Consider the following 17,572-nt stretch of genomic DNA (forward strand, 5'->3'; position numbering starts at 1 on the left):
AAATCACTTTATAGTTATTACATCAATTAAGTTAATAATGGTATTAACAATAACCTATACTCAAATATTTATTTAATAATATCTTGCTGTCAAATGATTGTAACCATTTGCTATAGTTGATGCTATTATAATCTGTAATTCTGCATCCATACTTCCATCATCATTTAAGCATCCTTTATATCCACCAATCATCATTTCAACATAATCCAAAGTTCCTATAACTTTTTTCATAGCAGGAAAATGGACTACTAAGTTTCCCTGACCACAAGAAACAAGTGCATCTGCCTCTTTAGTAGCATCTGCTATAGATTGACTCTTTCCATCTTTTCCAGGAAACTCATCAGTTATTAAAACTACACTTGCTCCAACTTCACTACATTTTCTACAATTCATCATAAGGTCAGTGTCTGGATTTCCGTATCCTTCTTCTGTTATTAATACTCCATCAACCCCTAAAAATTCTACTAACTTTGCAACCATATCAGAACTTCTTTCTTTGTCAACTAAAAATACATTTTCATTAGTTAAAATTACACCTATAAAATTTAAGTCTTTTCCATGTCTTTTATATAAGTCATGTATAACTGGATTATTTAAATGGTGGAAAGTAGTCACTTTATCACATGGTGCAACACAATTACCAGATATTATGGCTCCATCCATTATTTCAGTTGGATACATAAATGTTGGAACTATTTGTTTAGCATCAACTCCATAATAATAAGTATCATGTAAAAGTCCCTGTGATTGCAACATATGAACATATGCTACTGTTGGTAGGTCTGGATATTCTTTCACTTGTTTTAATAGTGGTTTTGTTTCATATACTATTATTTCATCTGGTTCAATTTCCTTGCCTGCTTCTCCTATATAGGCGCCTATCTTTAACCCAACTATTCTAGCTGCTTCTTCATAATCATGAGTTTCTATTCCCTCTTTTGCTTTTATAACAATACATACATTATTTGTTTTTGAAAAAGGTGTATATTTAGCAGTAGGACCACTCATATCAATTACACCTTCCTGAAACCCAACTATATTTCCACAAGTTATAACACAAGCTCCTGAAAGGATATGAGTTCTTCCACTTCCTACAGTCTTTACTTTGTTAATAATTCCAGGAAATATTTTGCTTTCATCTCCAATTTTAACTCTAGGTTCTATAACATCTTTAACTGGTGCTATTCTTATTGATTCACCAGGTCTTGCAAGTTCAACATTTACACTTACAATTCTTTCATCTTCTAAAGCTATCTGTTCTATTTCTTTACCATTCACGTATAATATGCCATCTTTTACTTCTGTTTTCTCGCCAAATTCAACGTTTTTTATAAATATATTCCCTAGCTCTAACTTCATATGAAAATCCCCCTTAATACATTTAATCGCAATTAAAAATATCTATTATTACGTTTATTTATATACAAAGCATTTTATATGCCAATTATTTAAAATATAGCTTTTTTATGTTAATGCTATAGATATTTTCATTTTTTACTTATATAAACATTGAATTTACCTATAATTATTGTAAGTCTTAAATTTAAAAATTATAATAAAAAAAATAAGTAGAATTTTTCTACTTATCTTTTAATAATTGTGAGAAATTTTTTGCTCAGTATATGAGAAGTTTTTTTCTCACTTAATATTGTACTCTGATATTTTATTAGTTAATTGTCTTCTGCTAATCTCCAATTTTTTTGCTGTATTTGAAATATTATTTCCACATAGAGATAGAACCTTTTCAATATATTCACACTCAAATTCTTTTCTTATTTCTCTTAGAGGTCTAATACTTATTTTATCATCTATGTTTATATTATTTGATATTAAGTTTAAATTATCTTTTGATAACTTACTTCCTTCACTTAAAACTACTAATCTATTGATTATATTTTTTAATTCTCTTATATTACCTGGATAATCATAATTTATTAAAAAATCAACTACTTCTTTATCAATTGAGGATATTTTTTTATCATGTTCAATCTGGTATTTATTTAAGAAAAAGTCTATAAGTGTATTTAAATCTTCTCTTCTATTTCTTAAAGGTGGTATAGTTATTGTTATTGTACTTATTCTATAAAAAAAATCTTCTCTTATATTACCATTTAGTATTTCTATTTTAGGTTCTTTATTCATTGCACAAATTAATCTAAAATCAACTTTAATAGACTTGTTGCTTCCTATTCTCTCTATAGATTTATCTTCAAGTGTCCTTAACAATTTTACTTGTACATTTAGAGGTATATCTCCTATTTCATCTAAAAATAAAGTGCCCTTATTTGAAAGTTCAAATCTGCCTTTTCTATTATCTACTGCTCCAGTAAAAGAACCTTTTTCATGTCCAAATAACTCAGATTCTAATAAGTTTTCAGAAAAAGAACAACAGTTTACAGGTACAAATATTTCATCTCTTCTTGGACTTAGACTATGTATATATCTAGCTAAAACATCTTTTCCTACCCCAGATTCTCCAAGAATTAGTATATTTACATCTTTACAAGCAGCCTTTTTTGCGATTTTTATTATATTATTAAAATCCTTATTTTTAGATTCTAAAGTAAAGTCCAAATTATTTTTTTGTGTACAAACTACTTCTTTTTCTATTTTTACTTTCTCAATTTCTTCTAATAAAGTTTCAATAGGATTGCTTTTTATAAAATAAGATAAAGCTCCTCTTTTCATGGCTTCAACTGCATTTTCAATACTTCCATATCCAGTAACTAATATAACTTCTATATTTTTATTAATAGATTTAATTTTATCTAAAAGTTGTACTCCATCCATGTTTTTCATCATAACATCAGACAAAATCAAATCATAATTTTTATTTTTTTTGATAATACTCACAGCTTCTTCTCCACTTAGTGCTATATCTACCACATATCCATTCTTTTGCAAAATTTTTTTCATTATTGTTCCATACTCTAATTCATCATCAACTACTAGTATCTTCATCATATAGTCACCTCTTTATTTAGTGGAATTTTTATATAAAAACAAGTACCAACTCCCAATTGACTTTTGACACTTATATCTCCGTTATTCTTTTTAATCTCATTATATGTAATATACAATCCTAATCCAGTTCCTTCACCAATCGGCTTTGTAGTATAAAAAGGATTAAATATATCCTTTAAAACGTTTTCTTTTATACCATCACCATTGTCTTTAAAATCTATAAATAAACAGCGCTCTTTCACATAGCAATTTATAATAATTTTACCGCCTTTATGTACTGCATCCACTGAATTAGATATTAAGTTTATAAATACATGTTTTAAAGACTCTCCATTTATGTAACACACTAAATCCTTATTGCAGTTTATATTTATTTCAACATCTTTTAACTGTAAAACTTTATACTGAAGCTTGACTATATTTTCAATAAAATTTCTCATATTTATATTTTCTAAACTATCATCTGATATTCTTGCAAAATTTAATAAGTTCGTTATTATATTACTTGCTCTATCTACATTACTTTCTATTGATTTTACACAATCATTTACCTCTTCTATAGTAACATTATCTTTTAAAAGATAACAATTATTTCTTATTATTCCTAGAGGGTTTCTTATCTCATGTGCTACTCCAGAAGCTAGTTGCCCTATAGATATCATTTTATTATCTCTCAACAACTTTGCTTCTATTATTTTATCATTAGTTATGTCTTTAATTAAAGCTACTATATATTCAACATTATTTTTTTTATATTCTACAGGGAAAGTACTTATTTTCAAAATTTTATTACTCAATTCTATTTCACTTGTTTCATGTGTATTTTCAGAAAATGTATTCTCAATAATATTTTTTATTATATCAATTAATTCTTCTTTTTTATATTGTGTCTCATTGATAAAATCATAGAATACTTTATTTGATTCAACTATATTGTAATTGTCATCTATAAGCATTATTATGTCTGTGATACTATTAAATGTAGCCTCTAAAGCCTTCTTATTTTCTATTACTTCTTCTGTTTTCCTTCTTATTTCTATTTTTAATAAATATGTATAACTATAAAAAATATAAATAGATATCAAAATTATGCCTATAAAAATATAAATGATTGGTATGACTCCTCTATCATATAATACATCATCAACTTCATTATATATAGAATACCATTTTTTATTTAAATCTTTATATACACCATTTTTCTGAAGTTTAAAAATTCCCTTATTTAAAATACCAACTAATTCTTCATATTGTTTAGGAACAGCGAGAACTGCCTTTTTGGTATAAATAGGAGTATTTAAAATACTATATTTATCTGAAAGTTCATAGTTTATTACATAGTATTGTAGTACTGGTTCATCACCAACAACTACATCTACTTTACCTGACATTAAATAATTGACTCCAGTCTTTATATCTGGAGTCAACACAATATCTATATTATCAACTCTTTGTTTCAAAAAGTTTATAGAATAGTCACCCTCTGGTATTGCTATTGTTTTTCCTTTTAAATCTCTATAACTATTTATATTCTGTGATTTTTTATCTTTCAATATGTTTGCGCTTAACGTATAAATTGGGTCAGTAAATACAAACTTATTTGCTCTTTCTTTTGATGGAATTAAGTCAAAAAATCTTATACTATCATCCACTGGATTTACAAAGGATTCTTTCCACCATGTATTTGGTTTAAAATAGAAATCTCTACCTATTTGGATTGATAGGGAATTAATTAAATCAACAACAATTCCTTTGTATTGACCATCTTCTTGACCTTTATATCTAAGGGGAGGAGAGCTCTGGTCAGAACTATAAACTAAATTTTCATGTTTTTTTAGCCATTGTTTTTCCTCTTCTGTAAATGGAAGTGATTTCTTAACATATTCAAATATATTCAAATTATACTCCATACCTACATACATATTTGCGAGTGAAACTACAACTAAAAATGAATAAATAATCCCTATAATTACTATCTTTTTTTTATTCACCTTAAAACTCCAATCTTTCTTTTTTATATAAATTCAATATTTAATAACAAAATCCTACTTTTTTCATTAAATATTTATATTTATTATAAGATTAATTGTATAGATGTTGAAACTATAGTCATTACTATTCCTATTAGTGCTTCATACGGAATCAATTTAAATCTTTCACCTATATCCATATTTATACTACCTGCACTAGTATGAAATAATGAACCATGTGGTAATTGTTCAAATACACTAGAACCTGCATTAACAATTGATGCACCTGAAATTGGCGATAATCCACCACTTAATATAGCATCAGAAAAAGTTGATGATGCTATAGTAGCTCCAGCTGTTGATGATGCTGTTGCCAGTGACATAAGTATACCTGAAATTGGTGCTAATAAAAATTGTGGCATATTTAAATATTGTAGTATACCTATTGTACTCTGTTGTAATTCAGACATTTGTATAATACCTGCAATAGTCCCTGTTCCGAGTAATAATATGCATACACCTTGCATCTTAGATAATCCAAAAGATAAATACTCTCTTGTATTCTTCAAATTTCCTGTAGCTATTAAGGTCGCTACTCCTCCTATAGGAAGTGCAACCATAGGGTCTATTACTATAGGTGATATATTTCCTAAAAACAATAAAAATATAGCTACAATTGGACCACATAATGACTTAAACAAACTTGGTAAGCCCTCTCTTTGCTCCAAGAGTTCATATGATTCCACCTTGTTTCCTTTATTTATTAATAAACTTGCCAAAACAACTGTAATCACAATACCAACAATTGCTGGAATTACGTTTGCTATCATAACACTAGATAGATTTACAGAAAAATTTCCTGCTACCGCAATGGTATTTGGATTTGGTGATATTATATTACCTGCTTTACCTCCACCTAACATAGCTAAAAGTATTGCTAATTTAGAGTAGTTTAATTTTCTTCCTATGTATAAGCCTATTGGTGCTACAGTTATTACAGATACATCTAAATTTACACCTACTCCTGCAAGTACCATTGTTGAAGCAGCTATAGAAAGTAAGGCTCTCTTTTCTCCTAATATCTTTACGATTTGTTCTGATATTTTATCAACTGCTCCTGTTTTTATTAGACTTCCAGCCAATACACCTGATGCTAAAGCTCTAAGAATTGATGGTGAGATATTCATAGCTCCAGTTGCCATAAAATCTACAGTTTCTGTTATACTCGCTCCTCCAATTATTCCCCCAACAAATGCCCCTAACATTAAACTATATACAGCTTGAAATTTCTTTATAATTAAAATAATTGCTACTAATAAGCCAAATATAGCTCCAAAAGTTGTTATTTGCACACTATTCCCTCCTATCTTAAAGTAAGTTAATTATTTTTTACTTAATTTAATTTTATTTAAATATATTTTAAGTATTCTGTATCCACTTGTCAATTATATTTTAATTTATTCAATTAGATTTAACATTATTTATTCAAAATTATATCTTATATGTTATAATGATTTCATACTATATAATCTTTTTATTTAGGTTATTTTAAAGTAATATTTTTAAAACGAAAAAGAGAGGATATTTATATGAATGATTTAAATTTAGGAGAAAAAATAGCTGAAGTTCGAAAAAAACAAAATCTAAGTATTCGAGATTTAGCAAAACTAGCAGATGTTACACCATCATTATTGAGTCAAATAGAACGAGGTCTTGCTAATCCATCTGTAAACTCATTAAAATCTATAGCCTCTTCTCTAAATGTTCCTCTATTTACATTTTTTGTATCTGAAGTAGATAAAAAAAGTTTAATAGTGAGACGCGATAGTAGAAAGAAAGTTATTTTACCTGGAAGTAATGATGTTGTATATGAAGTTTTAATTCCAGATTCTAGTGGTAACTTAGAATTTGCTATTATGGATTTGGCTCCAAATACATCTTCTTGTGTTGATAGAATTACTCATAATGGAGATGAAATTGCATACATTTTAGAAGGAGAAGTCAAACTATTTATGGATGATGATGAATTTACTCTATTCAAAGGTGATAGTGTTAAGATTCCTCTAGGAACAAAGCACAAATGGCAAAATGATTCTAATAGTGAAAGCAAAGTAGTTTTTGCAGTTATACTATAAAGGGTATACCTTATGAAGAGATATAAATTTATATTTTTTGATGCAGATGATACTTTATTTGATTTTAAAAAGAGTGAATCTTATGCTTTCAAGAAACTTTTATCTAAATTTGGATTGGATTTTAACTTTGACAAATGTATAAAAATATATAGAAATATAAGTGATAAGCTTTGGCTTGACCTTGAAAAACACACTATAACTTTAGATGAGCTTAAGCTACTTAGATTTGAACTTTTTGCAAAGGAAATGAAATTAAATGTTGACCCTATAATTCTTAGTAAAATGTACTTAAATCTTTTGTCAGAATGTACTTTTTTAATGCCAGGTACACTTGATGTATTGCCATACCTTAAAAGTAAATATAAAATTATCATAATAACAAACGGAATTTCTAAAGTCCAAAATAATAGGCTTAAAAACTCAGAAATAAAAAAATATATTGATGGAATGATTGTATCAGAAGAAGTAAAAGTATCAAAACCGAATCCAGAAATATTTAAATATGCATTTAAAAAGTTTAAGTGTTATGATAAAACTTCGGCTTTGATGATTGGTGATAGTTTAACTTCAGATATATTAGGAGGAATAAATTCAGGAATAGATACTTGTTGGTTAAACTCCAATAACAGTATAAATTATACTAGTTCTATACCAACTTATGAAATAAACACTCTCATTGAATTAAAAAATTTATTATAATTTATAAGTAGAATCTTATTATTTTGCAATAATTTTTTTAGCTAGCGTATCTTTAAGCTAAAAAAATTATTGCAACTTGCCAATATCAACTTTAATCTTGTAAAAATTTCTAAAAACACTTTCTAATACATTTACTGCATCTTGATTCAGTATTTTCCTTATCACCCATTAATATGAGCATCGCGACACTTTTTATAGGAGCCAATTGATGATAATCATTGATTTTTATTTCCAAATTATTGTATTTATTTTTTATATATTCATAAATGTCTTTTTGATTTTCAACTTTAAAATCTTTATCTCCTGGATATATCTCGTATGATATATTGAGATTACTATAGGTTTCCTTTAAATACATTTTTATTTTTTCATTAATGTAATCTAAACATACTACACCTATTTTGTCTAGTGCTAGACCTGCCATCATATTACAATTTTTCATGTAGTCGTTCATCTTAATATCAATTTTATCTCCTATAGTATATAAAATAGCAAATGCCTTTTTACACTCTTTAGGCATTTTATCAGTATCAATTTCACTTATATAAACTTTAATATTCAATATGCTTTTTATACTTTTTATTTCTTCTTCAACTATTTCATTAATCATTTCTGGAACTTTTCTATTAGAATATCCCAAAAACTTTAGCACTGTATCTTTATTTATATAAATATTTTCTAAATCTATAAATTCTAAATAAGGCATATTTTTACTGTTATTCCAACTCATTCATATCAATCCTATCTAATTCTTTATAACTAATTCTGCCTGCTTTTATGGCTGCTTGTAAATTTTCTACTGGTGTTGTATTTAAACAGTTACAACCAAAATCGCATAGGAAATTATCATACTTTCTCATCTTTTTTAACAACTTTAGTGTTTCCTTTGTGATTTTATCAGGTGTAGAACGTCCAAGAAGTTTTATTGGGTCTAAATTTCCAATTAAAACTATATCTTTTGGAATTCTTGGTGCAATCTCTTCATAGTCTAGAATTTGGTCTAAACTTACTGCATCTACATTGCAACTCAACATATCATCTAACAACTCTCTTGTGTCTCCACATATATGCATACCTTTCCAACAATCAAGTTCATCATATATCTCATTTAAATTTTTTACTATATATTCATTAAATCTAGCTTTGTTTAAAGTTACTGATGTTGGCTCTGCTATTGAAATATATTTTGCACCTGCTTTATTTGCAGCCACAGCATATCGCCTTACTAACTCAGTAGTGAATTCTAATAACTCCTCCACAAATTTTTTATCAGTTATTATACACCTTAAAAGTTGTGTAGCCCCAGCTAATTGACCTGCAAGAGTAAATGGACCTTGTATTGATTCATATAATGGTTTTTTTATAGTTTTTGATATTAGTGACAAGCTTTCTAGATTGAGTGGCATACGTCCACTTGTATAAGGGTCTGGTACATCTAATTTTCTTAACTTTTCACTATCTGTTATTGTATGTGTCAATACACTTGGAAAATCGTAATCTGGTCTTAGTGTCTCTAAGCCCAGAGTCTCACAAAATGTAATTCCATCACAAAATGAATATATAAAATCTGATTCAAAATATTTGTCCATAGTTCTTGCTAATTCCAATTGTAAATCTACACTATCATATACTTCATATGCTTTTTTATTTATTAAAAATAAACCATTTGTACCCATATCAGGCAGGAAAAATCCTCTATCTTCACTATTTATATATTGCAATAAAGTCATATCTGAAAACATTCTAAATTTCTCCTCCTATAAGTTTGTCTATTAATTTAACTGCTTTTGGAGCATTTGGACTATATCCATCTGCACCTATCTCTTCTGCAAAATCCATACTTACAGGACCTCCACCAATTATTACCTTTGGCCTTTTACTTAAATTAAGTCTATTAAGCTTATTTATTACTGATTTCATGTTTTCCATTGTCGTTGTCATCATTGAAGATAAACCTATTATATCTACATTGTTTTTTATAGCTTCTTCTATTATATCTTCGCTTTTTCTATTTACACCTAAATCAATTACTTTATATCCAGTAGCTTCAACCATTACTTTTACAATATTTTTTCCAATCTCGTGGGTGTCACCTTCTACTACAGACATTAAAATTACTCCCTTTGATTTTTTCTTTATCTTTCCAGTGCCCTTTAAGATGCTAATACCTTTGTTTAATGCATCTGTACATACTATCACTTCTGAAAGATAGTATTCTTTATTCTCAAACTTATCTAAAGCACCTATCATACCCTTGTTTAACCCATATTCATATATATCCTCTACATTAATATTTTCCTCTATAGCGTCTTTTACCAACTCTTTTATATTATTTACACCCATATTTAATATACATTCTGCTATTTTTTCAAGTATGTCCATATAATACTCATCCTTTCAAATTCCTTCATAAAAGTACTTTTCCAACACTCATTGAACTAATCTTCCATACCAAATAACTTTATACTCAAGTTACTTGATGTAGGTAATCTCTTCTTTGATTAGCTAATTGAATCAACTTCTTTAAGCCATCTCTAAGAACATTTCTTTTAAATCTTAGGCAAAAAGTATAATAATTATTGGTAGTTTAAATTTGCAGTCCATGGAAAATCTATAGGAAATACTTTTGTAGTAAATTCATATATTTTTTTTAAATGTTTAAATTCATTGTATTGTTCTTCATTTCTTTCGAAAAATAGCTTGTTAAGTTTATCTAAACTTTCTATCATAAGCTCCTCTTCCTTATATTTGATGATATATTTATTTTCAACTTGTTTAAACTCAATATGCTCTAATAGTTCAGAATCTACATATTGATTAAAATAACCTTTTAAATTATCACATAATTTACTGTAATTTATTATTTTAATTGTTCCTTGTTGATAATCTAAAGACTTTAGTTCATTACATCCTAATTGGTCCTTTAGATTTCTTACATGTACCTTATAGTCTAAATACTCTAAACCAAATTTATTCGTAACATATTTTAATATATTTTCAACATTTATATTATTCACTCCTATTTCAACTACTTCTCCTATAATAGAACCTTCTTTTTTTATTGTTCTTATTATTAAATATCCTATTATGTTACTATTTTCTTTTATAAATACTTTCTTATAATCAATTGGCCCCCAAGCAATAGTAGCTGCATGTAATAATTTTTTAAATTCATCTCTCGTTCTTATAAATCTAGTACTATTTTGATTATATAATTCAATCATTTTATCTAAATCAGCATCTTTTTCAAAATTAGTTTCATCAAATTCAACTATTTCATATGGTATTTCAATATTTTCTGGCTTTATTGTATATTTATAGAAACTCTTCACTACACTACAGTTTCTTCTACTATATAAACTTCTTGTCCCTGAAATAATTAAAACATCTACACCATCAGAAAACATTTTTTCTTCTGCTTTATCTAGTATTTTAGATGAATATCCCTTCTTCTCATAATCTGGATGTGTGCATACTCCACCTATAGCTGCAACCTTTAGTTTATTTCCTTGAATAGATACATCTTGTACCAAATAGTTTACATCTGAAACTACTTTTTCATTTTCTGATATTATAATCATATTTTCTATGTTATCTTTATTCAATAAAAGTGGAAACTCTTCCACCATAGTTGGCTTATAGTTTCTTGATATTCTAAACACATAGTTTATTAATCCTGTTACTTTATCAAACTCTTCTACTTTTGCACTTCTTGGTTTTATTTCCATCTATATTCCTCCTGATGTTATTTAAAATATTTCAATGCTATAATTTTTAGTAAAATATTTATTACCACATTTTTAAATTTATCACTACATTTCTAATTATATCTTTTTTCTTCATGATTTTTAATTGTTTTTCAACAAACTTCTATAAAAAATATATATAATTCCCAGTTATACTTATAAAATGACCATTTATGTATAATATATTGAAATATTTCCTATATGTTTATATGATTAAACTCTATAGGTCAATTGAAACAACCATTTTATTGAGAAGGTTATATTTTTTTATTACCTTCTTTTTTTTATAATAAATTACTATTTGATTAATAGAAAATATTCTAAGTTCCTTTTAAATAATGACTTTATTGTTTAATTGTACTAAAATAGTATATGTAGGTTACAAATAATCTAATAAATACTAAACATTGGAGGTAATAGATATGGCAGATTGTAATTCATGTCTATCAAAGGGAAATTGTAATAGTCAATCAAATTGTTCTATTGAAAATAACCCTAACAATAAATTCGGAAAAATAATTGGTGTTATGAGTGGGAAAGGTGGAGTTGGTAAATCGACTGTAACTGCTTTACTTGCTAATAAGCTAAATAAAATGGGATATAAAGTTGGTATATTAGACTCTGATATAACAGGACCAAGTATTCCTAGACTTATGGGTCTAAAAAATGTAAAAGCTTATTCTGATGGTTCTTATATTTATCCTGTAGAAAATTCAAATAACATAAAAGTAATGTCTATAAATCTTATGATAGATGATGAAAATGAACCTGTTGTTTGGAGAGGACCTCTAGTTGGAGGAGTTGTAAAACAATTTTATACTGATGTACTTTGGGAAGAACTAGACTATTTACTTATAGACATGCCCCCAGGCACTGGAGATGTTGCATTAACAGTTATGCAATCTATACCTATAAGTGGAATAGTTATGGTTTCAATTCCTCAAGATTTGGTATCTATGATTGTATCAAAAGCTGTTAATATGGCTAAAAAAATGAACATAAATGTTCTTGGAGTTATTGAGAATATGAGTTATATTCAATGTCCTGATTGTTCTAAAAAAATCAAACTATTTGATGGTGACTCTACTGAAAAGTTTTTAAATGATTTAGATTTAAAACTTCTAGGTGAACTTCCTATGACTAAAGAAATCATAGATATTACTCATAATGGTGTTACAGACATTAGTAATGATTTAGACTCAATATTAACTGATATTGTTGAAAATATCAAATAGATATAAATTAAAATTTTATAGTTTTACACTTTAATACTAAAAGAGGTGTGTATTTATTTTGTAATATTACAAATAAAATACACACCTCTTTTACATCTATCTATGTTTTAAATACACAAAATATTCTTCTATTATATCTCCATTTTTCACTTTTACTAAGTATTCATTATAGTGAGCATTGTATGGCTGTGTCATTTTACACTCTACTACATTTTCTATATCTTCCAATTCTAAGAGTTCTACATCTTTTAAAAATTTTCTTTCTAAAAGCTCCATTAGTCTTTCCATAACCTATTCCCCCACTTCTCCAGCATAATTAAAATAAAGCAAGTAAATTATCTATTTATAAAATTTACTTATTTATATTATATCCCATATCTTACAAATCCTAACAGAATTCATAAATTATTGTGAGAAAATATGTATTAACCTTTTAATAAATCTATCTTATAGTGATATATTAAGTATTCTTTCAATTATGTAAAGCACTCCTCTTAGTCCAATAAATGGTGTATATGGATATATATTTACACTTTTTAGGTTTGGATTACTTATCTGTATATCTAACTTTGAATTGTGACTCATATCAATACTAGTACCATCTCCAAATAAAACCAATAACTCATTTTCTTTTAAATATTTATTTCTTTCTAACTCATTATTTCCAATATATACAGATTCGTCATTACAATCTGTATTATGCAATATATTAACTCTATCAACTTCAAGACCTAATTCATTCAATAAATCTTTAAATCCTAAAGCAGTGTCATAATCTCCAAATACAGCACATTTTTTGCTTTCCTTATAAAAATAAAACTTCCTTTTTATATTAAATACTTGTCTTTTTATGTTAGATACTTCAGCTTCATAAGCACTTTTATCCAAATCCCACATAGTTACTTTTTGTATGTCTTTAATAAATTCTTCAGTATTTTTTATTCCATAAGGCTTTTTATACACATAAGGTATATTGTACTTATCCTTCATAAAAGTGGCTGCTTTAATACCTTCTTTCCTAAGTACTATATTTAAACTAGATTTAGATGCATTTTCTATTTCATCTATTGATGTGTATGATGTAAAGGTTACATTTACTTCTTTTTTGAAAAAAGTCTTTATCATCCTTTTAATTTCTTCACAATCTGATAAAAAGTTATATTGGTCTATATTACATCCAATTATATTAAAACTATCAATTTTTTCATTGCTCTCTTTTACTACATCCTTTGCTAATATATAAAGAAAATCTTCAACTCCTTGATTATAATCTTCTCTTAATCCACCTGTTGTAATTGGGATTAACTTACAGTTTACAGAATCACTTATGATATTGCAGATTCCTACTATATCCACACCTATAATAGAAGATACAGATGAAGCCATTACAAATATATATTTTGGGTTAATATTATTATCTATTTCAATTATAGCCTTTTCTAATCTATCATAATTTCCAAACGTAACATCACTTTCACTCATATGAGTTGAATAAATCTTTGCTTTGTCTTCTCCATTTAAACTTCCAATTGCTTCTATCGCATAGTGAGTTGTTCCTGATGGGCCAAATTCTATGACACAGGCTTCACTTATTGATGATACTGTAAATATTATTCCCATTCTATCAGAAGGATTTGGAAAATATTTATATACTTCCATATTAAATCACTTCCTTTCTTGTAACTTTCTCCACATCAAACAATTTAATTAAAGTTTCCATTATGCCTATTGGAAGCTCAAACCCTATTTTTTGTGCATGTTCGTCTAACGTTATTTGCATAAGTCCTTTTTCTTTTAATAACATTGGATTTTCATGGCCTATATAAATATCTGCATTTATAGTATCATACAAACTTCTAAGTGGAGCTATATTCGCAATTCTGCTTATATATGGATTGTGTCCTTTTTTTATTATGTTGTCTTTAAATAAACCATCTTGTTCATAAAGTTCACGCACTTGTATAAATTCTGGCACTAACCCTAATTCTGTTAAGAAATCCACTGTTTCAAACACCATCATTGGTGTATTCCCATAAATTAGCTTTTTACCTTCCATTAGAAGTCTACATTTATTCAATAACAAATTATATTTTTGTCTTTGTTCTAATAATTCATCTTGTACATCTATATCTAAAATGTTACAAAGTTTATTATAGTTTTCCATTATAATTGACTCTTTCATGTTTTTATCAAAATATATGTATTCTATTCCAAATTTATTTTTCATATCTTCTGCTAAATCCAATGCTATCATGTCTGTTACTATATTTAATTTAGCACTAGATGCACTTTTTATATCTCTTATAGTACATTTAGATGGTATTACACAATTTATTTTTACGCCTTCTTTAAAAAGTAACTTTACAAGCTCTGTATCTTCTACATTCTCTTGTCTATGCCCTAAAATATTAACACCTTTTTTATTTGTATGATTCTCCATAACTGATGATAAACTCTTTAAAGCTCTAGTCATTCCAATTATATGAGAATTACAAGTATAATGTTCGGTATTAACTGCTAAAACAGGGATACCTATCAGTTCTTCCAATTCCTCAGATAAAGCATTATAATCCTCACCTATTAACTCTGGTACACATGTAGTTACTATCATTATTGCATCAAACTTTTCAACTTCTGAAATATACTTTACAGCTTCTATTACTTTTTTTTCTGCACCAAAAACTATATCTTTATCTTTTAGAACTACTGAATAAACACTATCTTGACCAGACTGTCTATGATATACAAAGTTTTTACTATAATAAGTACATTCATTTGTTCCTACTATCACAAGAGCCATGTTTTTTATATATGATGCAGTTAATACAACTCCAAACAATGGACAATGAGTCCCTGGAAACACAGCATATGATAAAGATTTTATATCTTTATCATATGCTATATCTTTTAATCTATTTAATACATTTAAAGTATACATATTTTTTCCTTTCCAATCCTATTACTTATACAACTTTATAAATTTAAAGTTACACTTATATTACTTTTTATATTTTTAAACTGTGCTCATTTCAAATGTTAAAACTTTATATACTACTAGTTCTTCTACATAACATTATTGGATGAATCCTAGGCTTTTTGCTAATTGGGTCTATATCTATATCACATTTTACCTTATAAACATCTTTTATTATTTCTTCACTTATTACGTTATTAGGATGGCCATCCGCTACTATAGCACCATTATTCATAATAATAAGTCTGTCACTGTATTTGCTCGCTTGATTTATATCATGTAGAACCATAATTATAGTCATTCCAAATTTTTTATTTATATCTTTTACAAGTTCCATTAGTTCTAATTGATGAGATATATCTAAATATGTTGTAGGTTCATCTAATAAAAGTATATCTGGCTTTTGACAAAGTGCCATCGCTAACCATACTCTTTGTCTTTCTCCTCCAGATAAATTGCTTACCAATTTATCTTTATATGCTTCAAGACCTGTATTTCTCATTGCCCAATTTACTATCTCTTCATCATTTTTATTTTTACTTTCAAAAAAACCTTTATGTGGTATTCTTCCATAATATATTAAATCCTTTACTTTTATATCCTTTAAGGAGGCATTATGTTGAGCTAATAATGCCACTTTCCTCGAAATTTCTTTATTACTCATGACTTTCATATTTTTCTTACCAATATATATGTCACCCTGTTTAATTTTCAAAATTCTAGATAAGGATTTAAGTAGCGTAGATTTTCCTGAACCATTTGGACCTAATATAGAAACTACTTCTTTTTCCTTAATGCTCACACTCAGATTGTCTATGATAATCTTATCTTCATAACCTATTTTGACATTTTTTACATTGAACATTAATAACCGCCTCTCTTTCTTAATAAATATAAGAAGAATGGACCCCCTATTATAGACATAATAACGCCTACTGGAATCTCTATAGAGCCTCCTATTGTTCTTGCTAATGTATCTGCAATTAATAATACTATACTCCCTAGTACTATACTAAATGGTATCGTATATTTATGGTCACTACCAAGCAACATACGAGTTATATGTGGTACTATAAGACCCACAAAGCTGATGACACCAACTATAGAGGTAGAAACACCTGCTAAAAATATAGCTACTAATGAGATTAGAAACCTACTTTTATTTACATTGAAGCCAAGATTTGTAGCTGCGTCATCTCCTAGTTGTAGTACATTTGCGCTTCTGATAAGTAAAATTGATCCTATCAATCCTATAACAGAATACCATATTAGCATATTTACATCTAACCAAGTCTTTGTGGCTAAACTTCCGTTTAACCACAACATTGCACTTTGAATTCTTTCACTATACATAGTTGATAAATACGATATAACACCACCTAATATAGTGTTTACAGCGACTCCAGCTAGTATAATTCGCTCTGGTCTAAGCCCATTTTTATACGCCATCAAATATACTACTCCACAAGATATGAGTCCTCCTATAAAAGCAACTATTGGTAACATACTTGTATATTGTGGAAATAAAAGCAATATTATAATAGCAGCTACACTTGCTCCTGTAGATATACCTGTTATACCAGGGTCTGCTAATGGATTTTTCATAACAGCTTGTAACAATAATCCTGAAACTGCTAGATTTGCACCAACTAACGCTGCTAAAATATTTCTAGGCAACCTCATTTTATAAACTATTGTAGTAACCATTGTATTATTTTCATTTATCAATGCATCAAATATTTCCCCAATACTTAAATTTACACTCCCTACAGTAGAAAAAACAATTAATAAAATAATTACAGTTATCAACCCTGTAAATATCAATAAGACTTTTTTATTATCCATATTA

General features: G+C 27.4%; 16 protein-coding genes. 3 read left to right on the forward strand and 13 right to left on the reverse strand.

The genetic code is table 11. The features are described 5' to 3' along the window. Positions 1 to 72: 72 nt before the first annotated feature. The 4 genes from grdG to IC213_RS05245 all read right to left on the reverse strand — a co-directional run bounded on the left by grdG (position 73) and on the right by IC213_RS05245 (position 6,286). Complete coding sequence (grdG, locus tag IC213_RS05230; protein WP_227834475.1) at positions 73 to 1,359, reverse strand: sarcosine reductase complex component B subunit alpha; 1,287 nt, start codon at positions 1,357 to 1,359, stop codon at positions 73 to 75. 279 nt (positions 1,360 to 1,638) lie between these two features. Continuing rightward, positions 1,639 to 2,964: a sigma-54-dependent transcriptional regulator gene (locus IC213_RS05235; protein ID WP_227483221.1), complete on the reverse strand. Its 1,326-nt coding sequence runs from the start codon at positions 2,962 to 2,964 to the stop codon at positions 1,639 to 1,641. Continuing rightward, positions 2,961 to 4,955 carry an ATP-binding protein gene (locus IC213_RS05240; protein ID WP_227483222.1) on the reverse strand — a complete coding sequence of 665 codons (1,995 nt, stop codon included), beginning with the start codon at positions 4,953 to 4,955 and terminating at the stop codon, positions 2,961 to 2,963. Before IC213_RS05240 ends, IC213_RS05235 begins: the two co-directional genes overlap by 4 nt. 83 nt (positions 4,956 to 5,038) lie before the next feature. Continuing rightward, positions 5,039 to 6,286 carry a GntP family permease gene (locus tag IC213_RS05245; protein WP_227483223.1) on the reverse strand — a complete coding sequence of 416 codons (1,248 nt, stop codon included), beginning with the start codon at positions 6,284 to 6,286 and terminating at the stop codon, positions 5,039 to 5,041. Positions 6,287 to 6,523: 237 nt separating this feature from the next. On the opposite strand from IC213_RS05245, the gene IC213_RS05250 reads away from it, so the two are divergent. After that, positions 6,524 to 7,069, forward strand: coding sequence for a helix-turn-helix domain-containing protein (locus tag IC213_RS05250; RefSeq protein ID WP_227433237.1), 546 nt, complete (start codon positions 6,524 to 6,526; stop codon positions 7,067 to 7,069). Positions 7,070 to 7,081: 12 nt separating this feature from the next. Further along, the gene (locus IC213_RS05255) at positions 7,082 to 7,768 is read left to right on the forward strand and encodes a YjjG family noncanonical pyrimidine nucleotidase (protein ID WP_227862816.1); all 687 of its coding nucleotides are present in this window, start codon (positions 7,082 to 7,084) and stop codon (positions 7,766 to 7,768) included. 109 nt (positions 7,769 to 7,877) lie between these two features. Here the strand turns inward: IC213_RS05255 and IC213_RS05260 are convergent, their stop codons facing one another. From IC213_RS05260 to IC213_RS05275, 4 genes are all read right to left on the reverse strand, one after another. Beyond that, positions 7,878 to 8,498 (reverse strand): hypothetical protein, encoded by a 621-nt coding sequence (locus tag IC213_RS05260; protein WP_227483225.1) that lies wholly within the window; start codon positions 8,496 to 8,498, stop codon positions 7,878 to 7,880. Then, positions 8,485 to 9,510, reverse strand: a complete 1,026-nt coding sequence (locus IC213_RS05265; RefSeq protein WP_227855695.1) for a uroporphyrinogen decarboxylase family protein — start codon at positions 9,508 to 9,510, stop codon at positions 8,485 to 8,487. The genes IC213_RS05260 and IC213_RS05265 overlap by 14 nt, the downstream gene beginning before the upstream one ends. Before the next feature lies 1 nt (position 9,511). Beyond that, positions 9,512 to 10,150 carry a cobalamin-dependent protein gene (locus IC213_RS05270; RefSeq protein ID WP_227862817.1) on the reverse strand — a complete coding sequence of 213 codons (639 nt, stop codon included), beginning with the start codon at positions 10,148 to 10,150 and terminating at the stop codon, positions 9,512 to 9,514. A 194-nt stretch (positions 10,151 to 10,344) separates the two neighbouring features. Beyond that, the gene (locus IC213_RS05275; RefSeq protein ID WP_227433232.1) at positions 10,345 to 11,496 is read right to left on the reverse strand and encodes a GNAT family N-acetyltransferase; all 1,152 of its coding nucleotides are present in this window, start codon (positions 11,494 to 11,496) and stop codon (positions 10,345 to 10,347) included. A gap of 440 nt (positions 11,497 to 11,936) precedes the next feature. On the opposite strand from IC213_RS05275, the gene IC213_RS05280 reads away from it, so the two are divergent. Continuing rightward, on the forward strand, positions 11,937 to 12,749 hold the full coding sequence (locus IC213_RS05280; RefSeq protein WP_227855694.1) for an Mrp/NBP35 family ATP-binding protein: 813 nt from the start codon (positions 11,937 to 11,939) through the stop codon (positions 12,747 to 12,749). A gap of 96 nt (positions 12,750 to 12,845) precedes the next feature. Here the strand turns inward: IC213_RS05280 and IC213_RS05285 are convergent, their stop codons facing one another. The 5 genes from IC213_RS05285 to IC213_RS05305 form a co-directional block, all read right to left on the reverse strand. Next, the gene (locus IC213_RS05285; protein ID WP_227433230.1) at positions 12,846 to 13,037 is read right to left on the reverse strand and encodes a hypothetical protein; all 192 of its coding nucleotides are present in this window, start codon (positions 13,035 to 13,037) and stop codon (positions 12,846 to 12,848) included. Positions 13,038 to 13,196: 159 nt separating this feature from the next. After that, the gene (locus tag IC213_RS05290; RefSeq protein WP_227433229.1) at positions 13,197 to 14,408 is read right to left on the reverse strand and encodes a nitrogenase component 1; all 1,212 of its coding nucleotides are present in this window, start codon (positions 14,406 to 14,408) and stop codon (positions 13,197 to 13,199) included. A 1-nt stretch (position 14,409) separates the two neighbouring features. Beyond that, positions 14,410 to 15,687, reverse strand: coding sequence for a nitrogenase component 1 (locus tag IC213_RS05295; RefSeq protein WP_227862818.1), 1,278 nt, complete (start codon positions 15,685 to 15,687; stop codon positions 14,410 to 14,412). A 106-nt stretch (positions 15,688 to 15,793) separates the two neighbouring features. Then, on the reverse strand, positions 15,794 to 16,588 hold the full coding sequence (locus IC213_RS05300; RefSeq protein WP_227433227.1) for an ABC transporter ATP-binding protein: 795 nt from the start codon (positions 16,586 to 16,588) through the stop codon (positions 15,794 to 15,796). Beyond that, entirely contained in the window at positions 16,588 to 17,568 is a 981-nt protein-coding gene (locus tag IC213_RS05305) for an iron ABC transporter permease (RefSeq protein WP_227855692.1), read from the reverse strand. The genes IC213_RS05300 and IC213_RS05305 overlap by 1 nt, the downstream gene beginning before the upstream one ends. Positions 17,569 to 17,572: the final 4 nt, after the last annotated feature.

Origin of the sequence: Clostridioides sp. ES-S-0049-02 (genome assembly GCF_020658465.1) — a bacterium.
GTDB lineage: Bacteria > Bacillota > Clostridia > Peptostreptococcales > Peptostreptococcaceae > Clostridioides.

Coding starts and splice junctions, on each gene's coding strand:
- grdG (WP_227834475.1), bottom strand. CDS start 1,359: ATGAAGTTAGAGCTAGGGAATATATTTATAAAAAACGTTGAATTTGGC.
- IC213_RS05235 (WP_227483221.1), bottom strand. CDS start 2,964: ATGATGAAGATACTAGTAGTTGATGATGAATTAGAGTATGGAACAATA.
- IC213_RS05250 (WP_227433237.1), top strand. CDS start 6,524: ATGAATGATTTAAATTTAGGAGAAAAAATAGCTGAAGTTCGAAAAAAA.
- IC213_RS05255 (WP_227862816.1), top strand. CDS start 7,082: ATGAAGAGATATAAATTTATATTTTTTGATGCAGATGATACTTTATTT.
- IC213_RS05260 (WP_227483225.1), bottom strand. CDS start 8,498: ATGAGTTGGAATAACAGTAAAAATATGCCTTATTTAGAATTTATAGAT.
- IC213_RS05265 (WP_227855695.1), bottom strand. CDS start 9,510: ATGTTTTCAGATATGACTTTATTGCAATATATAAATAGTGAAGATAGA.
- IC213_RS05270 (WP_227862817.1), bottom strand. CDS start 10,150: ATGGACATACTTGAAAAAATAGCAGAATGTATATTAAATATGGGTGTA.
- IC213_RS05275 (WP_227433232.1), bottom strand. CDS start 11,496: ATGGAAATAAAACCAAGAAGTGCAAAAGTAGAAGAGTTTGATAAAGTA.
- IC213_RS05280 (WP_227855694.1), top strand. CDS start 11,937: ATGGCAGATTGTAATTCATGTCTATCAAAGGGAAATTGTAATAGTCAA.
- IC213_RS05285 (WP_227433230.1), bottom strand. CDS start 13,037: ATGGAAAGACTAATGGAGCTTTTAGAAAGAAAATTTTTAAAAGATGTA.
- IC213_RS05290 (WP_227433229.1), bottom strand. CDS start 14,408: ATGGAAGTATATAAATATTTTCCAAATCCTTCTGATAGAATGGGAATA.
- IC213_RS05295 (WP_227862818.1), bottom strand. CDS start 15,687: ATGTATACTTTAAATGTATTAAATAGATTAAAAGATATAGCATATGAT.
- IC213_RS05300 (WP_227433227.1), bottom strand. CDS start 16,588: ATGTTCAATGTAAAAAATGTCAAAATAGGTTATGAAGATAAGATTATC.
- IC213_RS05305 (WP_227855692.1), bottom strand. CDS start 17,568: ATGGATAATAAAAAAGTCTTATTGATATTTACAGGGTTGATAACTGTA.